Below are 11785 nucleotides of genomic sequence, written 5' to 3' on the forward strand. Positions count from 1 at the left end.
AAAAAAGCCGTGCCGCCAGCGCCCCGCGCGCCGGCCAGCAGCAGTTTGCTGCCCCGCAGCAGCAGCGCCCCGCCGCCATGCCCCAGCAGCAGCCGACGCCTCGCGCCGCCGCTCCCGACCCGCTTGCCGTGGCAGACCCCTTCGCGCCTAGCGTCCCCGACCCCGCCGCCGCACCCATCCCGGTGCCGCAGACCGTCTCGCGCGACGCGCTTGCCGGCATGGGCGGAGCCGCCGCGACCGGTGCCGCCGTGGGCCTAGGTGCCGCAGCCGGCATCGCCTCCAACATGGCGAGCACTCGCGCCCCGCAGCGCCCGCTCGCCCAGCTCGTCGACGTCGTGAGCGGCGAGAGCCATAGCATCACCTCCGCACAGGTGACCATCGGTCGCGAGCGCTCAGTTTCCGACATTGCCCTGCGCGACCCCAACGTGTCGCGCCGCCACGCCCAGCTCACCTTTACGGGCTCGGATTGGTCGATCGAGGACCTCAATTCCACCAACGGCACGCTCGTCAACAACCGCCGCATTACGCGCTGCCCGCTGCGCAACGGCGATCTGCTGACGTTTGGCCTGAGTACCTTTGAATTTAGGGGATAGTCGCTTATGAACATCGATATCGTCCTTTTTGCAGGCCGCATCGTCCTGGTCGCCCTGCTCTATATCTTCTTGTTCGCCGTCATGAAGACCGGCGTGGGACTTGTGCGCGGGCAGCGCCGCGACTCGGCTATCTGGACGATCGATGTGGACAAGGGTCCGCGCGGTATCCGCGGCATCCACGTAGACATGCTCGGCCCCGTCATCGTCGGTCGCTCGCCATCTTCGGACATCTGCATCAACGAACCGTTCGTCTCGGCCTCGCATGCGCGCTTTTCGCTGCAGGGCCCGGCACTCATCATCGAGGACCTCAACTCGCTTAACGGCACGCTCGTCAACGGCCGCCAGCTCGTGGAGCCCGCAACGCTGCGCGAGGGCGACGAAGTCCAGATTGGCGACGTGGTCATGAAGGTGAACCGTCGATGATCGACGAGGAGAACAAGTCCGCAACTATGACCGAGGCGCCGGCTGCCGCCGCAGCTGCGCCGGCCCACGCCGCTCCGGCGGGCTCCGCACCCGTGGAACCCGAGGACACCGTGTTCTCCCTGCCTCTTTCGCATGTAACGCATGATATTTCGGATCTCGCCGATAACGAGGACGAAGAGGATGCCGCAGCGGCGCCCATCGGCGCACATGCTGCGGAACAGCCCACAGCGCCCGAAGCAACCCCGGCGCCGGCTCACTTTGCAGAGCCCGTCGCCGCGGCAATCAACGAGAGCGCTGCGGTGTTTGCGGCACCCGAGCCCGCCGCGCCGGCGTTTCCCATAGCCCCGGCGTCCGAGGTTGCGCCCGCGCCTACGCCGGCGCCCGAGCCTATAGACGTCAGCCCGCAAGACGACGAGTCGACCGCCCGCGTTTCCGAGGAGCCCGACTCCCCGGACACCGGTGATTCCGAATCAAACGCCGAGACCGACACCGTCTCTCCCGGTGACACCGCCGAGATCGACGTTGCTGCCGTTGAGGCCAAGCTCAAAGACCCCGGCTCGACCATGAGCTTTGAGCCCCTGACCGAGGAGCGCATCGAGACCGACTCGACCTATGATGCCGGTACCACCACGCAACTCATGTGGGGCGCCCGCTCCGACGTTGGCTGCGTGCGCCCGCACAATGAGGATTCCTACCTGGTGCAGTCGCCGCTCTTTTGCGTATGCGACGGCATGGGCGGTCACGCCGCCGGCGAGGTAGCCTCTTCCATCGCCGTCGAGACTATTGCCAAGACGGCCCCGCAGTCCGCCGACGCAGCGCGCCTGGCCGCAGCCGTCGAGGCAGCCAACGCCGCCGTAATCGAGGCGGCCCTGAACGGCCTGGGCAAGCCCGGCATGGGCTGCACAGCCACCTGCGCCTACATCGAAAACGACACGCTCGCCATCGCCCACGTGGGCGACTCTCGCGCCTATCTGCTCCACGAGGGCACGCTCATCCGCGTGACCCGCGACCACTCCTACGTGGAGGAGCTCGTGGACGCCGGCGAGATCACGGCAGACGAGGCTCGCGTCCACCCCAACCGTTCGGTCATCACCCGCGCACTGGGCTCGGACCCCGCCATGTATGCCGACCACTTCACTCTGCATATCGAGGAAGGCGACCGCCTGATCCTGTGCTCCGACGGCCTCTCGAGCATGATTCCCGATAGCGATATCGAGAACATCGCCACGCAGTCCTCAACCGCGCAAATCTGCGTCGACAACCTAGTGGACGCGGCGCTTGCCGCCGGCGGCCACGACAACGTGACCGTAGTAGTCGTTGACCTGGTTGACGATGGCGTTATGCGCGAGGCGCAACGCGTGCGTCGCCGCAACGTTACTATCGCCGCCATCCTGGCCCTCGTCTTTGTGCTGGCAGCTGGCATCTGGGCCTACACGGGTGTCACCGGCTCGTACTACCTGGGTACCTACCAGGGCAATGTCGCCGTCTGGCGCGGCCTGCCCGGCAAGCCACTCGGACTCAAGCTCCACTGGCTCGAAAGCGAAACCAGCATCAAGCTGTCCGACCTGCCCGAAGACACGCAAAACCGCCTCAAGGCGGGCATTCCGCAAACAAGTGTCGACGATGCGCAGGACACGATATCCAAGTACCGCCACCAGATCGACGAGGAGCAGACCCGCCAGGTGATCGACGCGCAAACGATTCGCGACAACACCAATCAGGGATCGACCTCCGAATCAGATTCCGAGAAAACCGCCGAACAGTCCGCCGAGGCCGAAGCCTCCGAAAAGAATTAGAAAGGGAGTGCCGCTTATGAGTCGCCGCAACACCGAACTGCTCTTGCTCATCGCCTCGGCGTTCCCCGTCATCCTGCTGTATGCGATGTACGTGCTCACCGCGGGCGCCGCTATCTCCTTTGAGACGCTCGCCGTGCCGATCGGCCTCTTTGCCGCCTTCGCCGCGGCACATATCGCCGTGCGCATCTTGGCGCCCGGCGCCGACCCCGCCATCCTACCCATCGTATTTATACTTTCGGGCATCGGCATCACGTTCGTGACACGCCTCGCCCCCGCTCTCGCCATCTCACAGCTCATCATCCTGTTTATCTCGGTGGCGCTCATGGTGGGAACGCTTGCACTGGTCAAAAACCTCGACGTGGTCATGCGCTACAAGTACACCTTTGGCATCATCGGCATCATCCTGCTGATGCTGCCTATCTTTATCGGCACCACGATCTCGGGCTCCAAGCTGTGGATTCGCATCGCGGGCTTTACCATCCAGCCCGGCGAGTTCGCCAAGGTCTTTATCGTGCTGTTCCTGGCCGGGTACCTGGCCGAGAACCGCGAGCTGCTCTCCATCTCCAACCGCAAGATCTTGGGCTTTAAGATCCCTCGCCTGCGACTGCTACTGCCGTTGTTTGCCGTGTGGGGTGTGTGCCTGCTCGTCGTCGTCTTCGAACGCGACCTGGGTTCGGCCGTGCTGTTCTACACCATCTTCTTGCTGATGCTCTACGTTGCCACGGGGCGCTTTTCGTATGTCGTTATCGGCCTTGCGCTCTTAGCTGTTGGAGCCGTGGGCGCCTACAAGTTCCTGTCTCACGTTCAGGTGCGTTTCCAGGTTTGGCTCGATCCGTTTAAGGACGCCCAAGGCCAGGGCTACCAGATCGTCCAGTCGCTCTTCTCGCTTGCCGATGGCGGTCTGGTCGGTGTTGGCATCGGCAACGGCATGGCCAACAACATCCCTGTCGTCGAGTCCGACTTTATCTTCTCGGCTATCGGCGAGGAGATGGGGCTTTTGGGCGGCGGCGCCGTGCTCATCCTGTTTATGCTCTTTGCCGTGCGTGGCCTCACCACAGCTGCCCGCGCAAAGTCCGACCTTGCCGCCTTTAGCGCCACCGGTCTTACGGCAGCCATCAGCTTCCAGGCCTTCTTGATCGTGGGCGGCGTAACCCGCCTGATCCCGCTGACCGGCGTCACCCTGCCCTTTATGAGCCAGGGCGGCTCCTCGCTGCTGGCAAGCTTTATCATCGTCGCACTCCTGCTACGTGCCGGTGACGAGGCGACCGGACGCGAGGCCGAGCTTACCGGCACCGGCACCATGGCCGCCATCACCGATGATCAGGTCGCATCGGCCGCCGCCCCGACGGGCACACGCTTTGCCACCTCGTCTTCCTACGGCAGCGGTAGCCATTCCGTCGGCTCGCGCATGCGCCGTCGCCTGCTCGACACGCCTGAATCCGGCGTGCTCGGCCGCGTTGCGCTTGCCAACCGTCTAACCCGCGCGGTGCTCGCCTTTACGGCGCTGTTCGCCATCCTTATCGGCAACCTCACCTATGTCCAGGTCATCAAGGCCAAGGACTATCAGGACATGCCGACCAACAACCACACCATCGCCCGCTCCAAGTACATCCAGCGCGGTTCCATCATCACGTCCGACGGCGTGACGCTGGCCGAGTCGCTGCAGCAGGAGGACGGCACCTACGTACGCTCCTACCCCAACGGTAACCTGGCAGCGCACGTGGTTGGCTACGTGAGCCAGCAGTATGGCACCACCGCCATCGAGAGCGTCATGAACGACACGCTCACCGGCTCTAAGGATTACTCCAGCTGGAACAACGCCATCGCGTCGCTCGCGGGCCAGACCCAGCCGGGCAACACCGCCAAGCTCACCATCGACTCGCGTATCCAGACGGCTGCTGAGCAGGCGCTCAAGGGCTTTAAGGGCGCTGTGGTGGTCATCGACCCGCGTACCGGCGCGGTGCTCGCATGTGCCAGCTCGCCCACCTACGACAACACCAACATCGATGCCCTGCTGCAGACGGGCGGCGGCGAGGACGGCTCCATGTACAATCGCGCCATGGACGCGCTGTACACGCCGGGCTCAACGTTTAAGGTCGTTACGCTTTCCGCGGCACTCGAGACCGGTACCGCCAGCCTTACCAGCACCTACCAGGCGCCCGGCTCCATGGACATCGGCAACGCACCGGTCACCAACTATGCCAACGAGAGCTACGGCACCATCAGCCTGCAGCAGGCCTTTGCCGTGTCCTCCAACGTCGTCTTTGGCCAGGTGGCAAACGAAGTTGGCGCAAACACGCTCGTACAGTTTGCCAACGCCTTTGGCTACGGCCAAAAGCTCGGCCAAGACCTGACCTCCGCGGCCTCCATCATGGCCGACCCGTCACTCATGACCGAGTGGGAGACCGCCTGGGCCGGCGCCGGCCAGCCTGTCGGCATGGACCACACGCCCGGCCCGCAGACCACCGTCATGCAAAACGCCGTGATTGCCGCCGCCATCGCTAACAGCGGCGTGGTCATGGACCCGTACTTTGTAGCCCAGGTACTCGCCCCGGACGGAACCGTGGTCAAGACCACGCAGTCCCGCTCGCTTGGTCAGGCCGTCAGCTCCGCCACGGCCGACCAGGTCAAGCAGGCCATGCTTGCCGTCGTCCAGTCCGGCACCGGCACCGATGCCCAAATCCCCGGCGTCAAGGTCGCCGGCAAGACCGGCTCGGCCGAGACTGGCGGCACCAACGTCAACTCGATGTTCGTTGGCTTTGCACCTTACGATTCACCCACAGTCGCCATCTCGGTGGCCTTAGAGGATTACGACAAGCATGACGTCAAGGCCGCCAAGATTGCCGGCATCGTCCTGACCGCGGCGCTTGCCGCACAGGGAGCGTGATGCCCATGATCGAATCGGACACCCGAGGCGCGCCGCGGCCGAAGAGTTAGCGGCAACGCGCCACACGGCCCCAGCGGCCACATCGTAGGTACTACACACATCGTTGAGCGAATAGTTATGTTAGGAGCAGGAATGGAACAGAGGGTCCTCGGGGGAAGATACCTCCTCAAGGATAAGGTGGGAACAGGCGGCATGGCGACCGTCTACCGCGCACAGGACCAGGTCCTCGACCGCACGGTAGCCGTCAAGATCATGCTGCCGCAGTATGCTGGCGACGCAACCTTCGCCGCACGCTTTAAGCAGGAGGCCCAGGCAGCAGCCGGTCTCTCCTCCCCTTATATCGTGGGCGTCTACGATTGGGGCAAGGACGGCGACACCTATTACATCGTCATGGAGTACCTGCGCGGTACCGACCTTAAGAGCGGCATCAAGAGCCACGGCGCCCTCGACCCCAAGAAGGTCGCCCAGATCGGCTCGCAGATCAGCTCCGCGCTTTCGGTCGCCCACAAGCACGAGATCATCCACCGCGACATTAAGCCGCAGAACATCATGGTGCTGCCCGACGGCAACATTAAGGTGATGGACTTTGGCATCGCGCGCGCCAAGAACAGCCACCTCACGCAAGACAACAACGTGCTGGGAACCGCCCACTACGTCAGCCCCGAGCAGACCCGTGGTCAGGACCTCGGCCCCACCTCGGATATCTACTCGCTGGGCGTCGTGATGTATGAGTGCGCCACCGGCCGCGTTCCCTTTGACGGTGACGACGCTATCTCGGTCGCACTCAAGCAGGTCAACGAGCTACCTATTCCGCCGAGCCAGATCAACTCCGGTGTCGACGCCGACCTTGAGCGCATCATCCTCAAGTGCATGGAGAAGGACCCGGCAAACCGCTTCCAGACCGCCGACGAGCTTCGTCAGGTGCTCAACAGCTACCTGTCGGGCCGTGCCGTCAACGTCTCGGAGCCCACGCGCATCATCGGTGCCCCCGGTGAGCTGGGCGCCACCAAGACTCGCGAGCTTTCCGATCAGACGCGCGCCATGGTGCGTCCCGTCTCGGGCGTGAGCGGCCAGAATACCGCCCGTAGCTCGGTTTCGGGCTCCACCGGCTCCTACGAGGTCGAAAAGCCCAAATCCAACAAGAACAAGATCATCGCCGCCGTGGTGGCAGCCGTTGCCGTCATCGGCATCGTGGTGGCCTTTGCCACAGGACTCTTTGGCGGCGAGCAGGTCACCGTGCCCGATGTGCTGGGCAAGGACCAGCAGACTGCCGTCGAGCTGATCAAGGAAGCCGGCCTCGAGGTCGGCACCATCGACCAAAGCTACAACGACGATGTCGACGAGGGCAAGGTCGCCGAGCAGACGCCCAACGGCAACACCAAGAAGACCAAGGGCACCAAGGTGAACCTGGTAATCTCCAAGGGCCCCAAGCCCTCCGAAAAGGTTGAGGTTCCCAAACTTGTCGGCCTGACCAAGGACCAAGCAGAAGCCGCACTGGCAAGCGTTGGCCTGAAGGGCAACGCCTCCGAGGAGGCCAACGAGGCTGATGAGGGCCAGGTCTTTGAGCAGGGCACCGAAGCCGGTAAGGAAGTCGCGAAGGGCACGACCATCTCGTACAAGGTCTCGAGCGGCCCGGATACCACGTCCGTCCCCGACCTGACCGACATGACCGAGGCCCAGGCGCGCAACGCCCTCGATATGGCAGGCTTTGGTGTCGACGTGAGCTACCAGGAGAACGACTCGGTTACCGAGAGCACCGTGATCAGCTGGAACCCCAGCGGCAAGCAGAAGCCCGGCGCCACGATTACCGTCGTCATCGCCAAGAAGTCCGGCAAGGCCACCGTCCCGGGCAACCTGTACGGCAAGAGCATTTCCGCCGCCGTTACCGCGCTCAACAACGCCGGTTTCTATAACATTGGCTTCTGTGACCAGAACGGCAATCCCGTAAGCGGTAACGAGGATGCCACCGTTACGGGCGTCTCCCCCACTGGAAAGCAGTCCACCGACAGCACGATTACGCTGACGGTCACACTTTCTGGTTCGGGCTCGGGCTCGGGCTCGGGCACGGGCGACGATTCCGGTACGACCAACTAGTCGCCACCCCACCGCTCATCGCGGCTTTCGCCGCAAACATATTCGCTCACAGGCGCCCGCTTGCTCCCCCAGCAAGCGGGCGCTTTCTTTATCTGAAGCAGCGAATACTACGGCATGCCTTAAACCAAAAGAGCCCGGCACCGTAACGGTACCGGGCTCGATATTCCTCTGGTGCCCCCGGGCGGATTCGAACCGTCGACACCCGCTTTAGGAGAGCGGTGCTCTATCCCCTGAGCTACGGAGGCATGTTGTACTAGTGTAGCAGATTTACGCCGTTGTAATACAGCGTATAGCCACTCTTCGAAGTTGCAGTGGAACAGCCCTCCGGAAAGTGTGTCCCACTATCCAGGCAAATTCTGGGTCAAACTTTCCCAATGGGACCTCGCTGGAAACTGTGTCCCAGAATTTCGGCTCGAAACGGGACACAGTTTCCCAAACGACCCCGTTCCGGAAACTACATCCCGGAATCGGCGCTCGAACTGGGATGCACTTTCCCGATCGAGCCCCATGGGAAACTGCGTCCCACTTGGGGGGCGCTCTTTAATGACTAGTTACCTTTGTGGAAGAGGTTTTTGATAACGGAGGGGATGCTCTTTGCGCCCTTGGCCGTCACATCGATAAAGTCGGGCGAACGCACGAGCTTATCCTCGTCGACGTACTTGCGGACCGCGCGCAACGTCTCTTTGTCGTCGCGCGTCGAAAACGTAAAGTGACCATTGTCCTTGGTGAAGATGGCAAAACGCGTGATCTTCTTGGTGCCGCGCAAAACCTCGGCGGCGATATAGTCGACCTCGTCCCACGGGATTTGAATATAATCCTCGGGATTGCGCTCGTTGTAATACTCGAACGCCTTATTGCCCACCATCACGTTACCGTGGCTGGTAAGCCCCATCAGGCAGGTTGCCGGCGTTGCCAGATCGACCGTGCTGTTCTGAGATTGCGCCATGCGCGCCTCGCCCTCCAAATAAAACAATCGGACCGCATCCAGTGTACCCACCGGGTGCGGTCCGTTTCAATGGCTCAAAAGCCCTTGCTTAGCAATTCTCGGTCTTAAGCCGAAACGTGCTTACATGAAGCCGCAGACGCGACCGATGATGCCGATGGCGAAGAGAGCCAGGATGATGACGATCGGGCTGACCTTCTTCTTGAGGAGCTTGCAGACCAGCAGGGTCAGGCACACGGCGGCAAGGCCGGGGATGAGCTGATCGAGGTTAGCCTGAAGCGTGGTGACCTTCACCTGATCAAGGGCGTTAGCACCGATGGAGTTATACATCGTCAGTGCTTCCTTGACACCCTCAGAACCGGAGGGCAGATTAGCCCAGTCGATAAAGGCGCCAGCAGACTGCGTGACCTTGGAGACGACCGGGGTGAAGGAGATGGACACCCAGCGCTCGACCAGGGCGCCGATGATGAACATACCCAGGATGGAAGCGCCCTCGGTGACCTTGCCCATCAGGCCGCCGGAGAGGTCCTTGGCGATGGAGGAGCCGACCTTGTAGCCAAACTCCTGCGTGTACCACAGGAAGGCGTAACGGATGATGTTCCACGCGAAGAAGAACAGCAGCGGACCGGCGATACTGCCGGACAGGGCCAGGGAAGCGCCCAGAGCGCCCAGAATCGGGCGAAGGGTGAACCAGAAGGCGGGGTCGCCGACGCCGGCGAGCGGGCCCATCATACCGACCTTGACGCCCTGAATGGCGACGTCGTCAATCGGAGCACCGTTGGCGCGCTCCTCCTCGAGAGCGAGGGTAACGCCAATGACGGGGGCGGAAACATAAGGGTGGGTGTTATAGAACTCCAGGTGGCGCTTAAGAGCGGCAATCTGGTCATCCTTGCTGGTGTAGAGCTTCTTGATCGCAGGGATCATTGCGAAGCACCAGCCGCCGTTCTGCATACGCTCGTAGTTCCACGAGCCCTGAAGGAACTGATGACGGAAGCAAACCTTCTTGCGGTCAGCCTTGGTGAGCTGAATCTTGTTCTCTGCCATATGTATCACTCCCCTCCTACTCGTAATCGTTCAGAATGTCGCCGAGCGGGTCACCGGAGCCGCCGCCCATGCTGCCACCCTGCTTGGCCAGATCCTTAAGGCCAAGGTAGATGAGGGCAAGGGAGATGCCGATGAGGCCAAGGGCGATCAGCGTGAGCTGAGGGATGGCAGCAAGGACAAAGCCGAGGATGAAGAACGGCCAGGTCTCCTTGGTGGCCATCATGTTGATGACCATGGCGTAACCGACGGAAGCGACCATGCCGCCGCCGACAGCCATGCCGCCGGACAGCCAGTCGGGCATAGCGTTAAGCGCGTTGGTAACAGCCTCGGCCGGGATGATGCACAGAAGTACTGCCGGGATGGCGATACGAAGGCCCTGCATGAGGATAGCAGCGTACTGCCAGCGCTCGATGCCGGAGAAGTCGCCCTTCTCGGCGCAACCGTCCATGGCGTGAGCGATAGCGGTAGCCAGGGTACGGCAGATCATGGTCAGGAACAGACCAGCGACCGACAGCGGGACGGCGACGGCGATGGCGGCGGTAACGGCCTTTGCCGAATCGGTGGCGCCACCGTTGAGGGCGAGCACCATGATGATCGAAGAAGCGACCGAGGCCAGAGCGGCGTCAGGCGCGACAGCGGCGCCAACGTTAGCCCAGCCAAGGGCCATCATCTGGAGCGAACCGCCCAGGAGGATGCCCTCCTGAAGGTGACCGGTTACGAGACCGATAAGCGTGCATGCCACGAGCGGCTGATGGAACTGGAACTCATCCAGAATGCCTTCCATACCGGCAAGCAACGCGACAATCGCAACAAGCAGAATAGTGATTGCAGACATGTATCGGACCCTCCTTTACTATGCTTGAGCGGCCAGTTCGGCCTTAGCTTTCTTCAACATGGCGTCGAGATCCTCGGAGGAATCCGAAGGAACCTTGCGGACCTCGAACTTGACGCCCTTGGCCTTGAGGGCCTCGAGAGTCTTGACGTCGTCATCGCCCATAGCGACGGCGTTGGTGACGACGACCTTGCCCTTGGAGTGAGCCATGGAACCGATGTTGACTTCCTTGATGTCGACGCCGGCCTCGATGGCCTTGAGCAGATCCTGCGGGTTCTCGAAGAGCAGCATGGCCTTGGTGTCACCAAAGCGCGTGTCCTTGACGACCTCGGCCATCTTCTTGATGGGCACGACGTTGGCATGGACTCCCGGAGGGGCAGCCTGCTCGATCATGGTCTTGCGGAGCTCGTCGTGAGCAACGCCGTCGGAAACCACGATGATGCGGTTGGGGTTGATCTGCTTGGTCCACGTGGTGGCCACCTGACCATGCAGCAGACGGGTGTCGATACGGACGTGGGCAATCTTGATGTGCCCGTCGCCGATGACCGTTCCCGGAGGGATGGCGCCTGCAGGAGCAGCGGCGGCCGCAGCCGGCTTCTTCTCCTCGGGCTCCAGAGACTCGGGCTTGACGCGCACGCCAGCCTTAGCCTCAGTCACGAGATGTTTTGCGATCGCATGTGCAGTGTTCTTTGCGTCAAAGCGCTGCGAATATGCCTCGATGAGCATAGGCAGGTTGACACCGGTGACGATAGCCCAGGAATCATGGCCCTCGATGAGCCCGCTGATCTGGTTGAACGGCGTGCCGCCCCACAGATCAACGAGGAAGAGCACCTGCTCCTGGTCCTCGAAGGAAGCGATTGCTTCCTCGACCTTGGCACGGAAGTCGTCGGGGCCCATGCTCGGCTCGAGCGAGACCACGGCAACAGACGGCTGATCGCCAAAGACCATCGAGCCCGTCTGCTTGATTCCAGCTGCCAAGTCCCCGTGGCTAGCAAGAACAATACTTACCATCACATAACCTCCTTTTTGTCTACGTATTTCCTACACGACATGAAGGAAGTATACCTGTTTGGTTTGTGGAATTATAGCTAAATTCGCAAAAGGTTGGATTATTTGTTTAAACCCTTGATTATCGACTTCATCCGAACACCTCCCACATTCATCCGTACATGT

Annotated in this window: 9 protein-coding genes and 1 tRNA gene; 5 read left to right on the plus strand and 5 right to left on the minus strand. The window is 62.0% G+C overall.

The annotated features are described in order from the left end of the window. The 5 genes from DXC52_RS10265 to pknB form a co-directional block, all read left to right on the plus strand. The coding region (locus DXC52_RS10265; protein ID WP_233504865.1) for an FHA domain-containing protein at positions 1-593 on the plus strand (593 nt) is incomplete at its 5' end. A gap of 6 nt (positions 594-599) precedes the next feature. After that, positions 600-1016 carry an FHA domain-containing protein gene (locus DXC52_RS05480; protein ID WP_006235180.1) on the plus strand — a complete coding sequence of 139 codons (417 nt, stop codon included), beginning with the start codon at positions 600-602 and terminating at the stop codon, positions 1014-1016. Further along, entirely contained in the window at positions 1013-2812 is a 1800-nt protein-coding gene (locus DXC52_RS05485; protein ID WP_117746474.1) for a Stp1/IreP family PP2C-type Ser/Thr phosphatase, read from the plus strand. Before DXC52_RS05480 ends, DXC52_RS05485 begins: the two co-directional genes overlap by 4 nt. Positions 2813-2828: 16 nt before the next feature. Beyond that, the gene (locus DXC52_RS05490; RefSeq protein WP_117746475.1) at positions 2829-5699 is read left to right on the plus strand and encodes an FtsW/RodA/SpoVE family cell cycle protein; all 2871 of its coding nucleotides are present in this window, start codon (positions 2829-2831) and stop codon (positions 5697-5699) included. Between the two features lie 132 nt (positions 5700-5831). After that, positions 5832-7793 carry a Stk1 family PASTA domain-containing Ser/Thr kinase gene (gene pknB / locus DXC52_RS05495; protein WP_117746476.1) on the plus strand — a complete coding sequence of 654 codons (1962 nt, stop codon included), beginning with the start codon at positions 5832-5834 and terminating at the stop codon, positions 7791-7793. 169 nt (positions 7794-7962) lie between these two features. Here the strand turns inward: pknB and DXC52_RS05500 are convergent. The 5 genes from DXC52_RS05500 to DXC52_RS05520 form a co-directional block, all read right to left on the minus strand. Continuing rightward, positions 7963-8038, minus strand: a tRNA-Arg gene (locus tag DXC52_RS05500). A gap of 302 nt (positions 8039-8340) precedes the next feature. Next, entirely contained in the window at positions 8341-8739 is a 399-nt protein-coding gene (locus DXC52_RS05505) for a DUF956 family protein (RefSeq protein ID WP_006235193.1), read from the minus strand. A gap of 120 nt (positions 8740-8859) precedes the next feature. After that, on the minus strand, positions 8860-9780 hold the full coding sequence (locus DXC52_RS05510) for a PTS system mannose/fructose/sorbose family transporter subunit IID (RefSeq protein WP_022094170.1): 921 nt from the start codon (positions 9778-9780) through the stop codon (positions 8860-8862). Between the two features lie 16 nt (positions 9781-9796). Further along, positions 9797-10615, minus strand: coding sequence for a PTS mannose/fructose/sorbose transporter subunit IIC (locus tag DXC52_RS05515; RefSeq protein WP_117746477.1), 819 nt, complete (start codon positions 10613-10615; stop codon positions 9797-9799). An 18-nt stretch (positions 10616-10633) separates the two neighbouring features. Beyond that, a complete protein-coding gene (locus DXC52_RS05520) occupies positions 10634-11623 on the minus strand; it encodes a PTS sugar transporter subunit IIB (RefSeq protein ID WP_006235196.1) in 990 nt (329 codons plus the stop codon). Between the last annotated feature and the right edge of the window lie 162 nt (positions 11624-11785).

The organism is Collinsella sp. TF05-9AC (assembly GCF_003438495.1).
In the GTDB taxonomy this organism is placed as follows: domain Bacteria; phylum Actinomycetota; class Coriobacteriia; order Coriobacteriales; family Coriobacteriaceae; genus Collinsella.

Bases quoted from the DNA above. Each gene is read 5' to 3' on its own strand.
- DXC52_RS05480 (WP_006235180.1), top strand. From the start codon at position 600: ATGAACATCGATATCGTCCTTTTTGCAGGCCGCATCGTCCTGGTCGCC.
- DXC52_RS05485 (WP_117746474.1), top strand. From the start codon at position 1,013: ATGATCGACGAGGAGAACAAGTCCGCAACTATGACCGAGGCGCCGGCT.
- DXC52_RS05490 (WP_117746475.1), top strand. From the start codon at position 2,829: ATGAGTCGCCGCAACACCGAACTGCTCTTGCTCATCGCCTCGGCGTTC.
- pknB (WP_117746476.1), top strand. From the start codon at position 5,832: ATGGAACAGAGGGTCCTCGGGGGAAGATACCTCCTCAAGGATAAGGTG.
- DXC52_RS05505 (WP_006235193.1), bottom strand. From the start codon at position 8,739: ATGGCGCAATCTCAGAACAGCACGGTCGATCTGGCAACGCCGGCAACC.
- DXC52_RS05510 (WP_022094170.1), bottom strand. From the start codon at position 9,780: ATGGCAGAGAACAAGATTCAGCTCACCAAGGCTGACCGCAAGAAGGTT.
- DXC52_RS05515 (WP_117746477.1), bottom strand. From the start codon at position 10,615: ATGTCTGCAATCACTATTCTGCTTGTTGCGATTGTCGCGTTGCTTGCC.
- DXC52_RS05520 (WP_006235196.1), bottom strand. From the start codon at position 11,623: ATGGTAAGTATTGTTCTTGCTAGCCACGGGGACTTGGCAGCTGGAATC.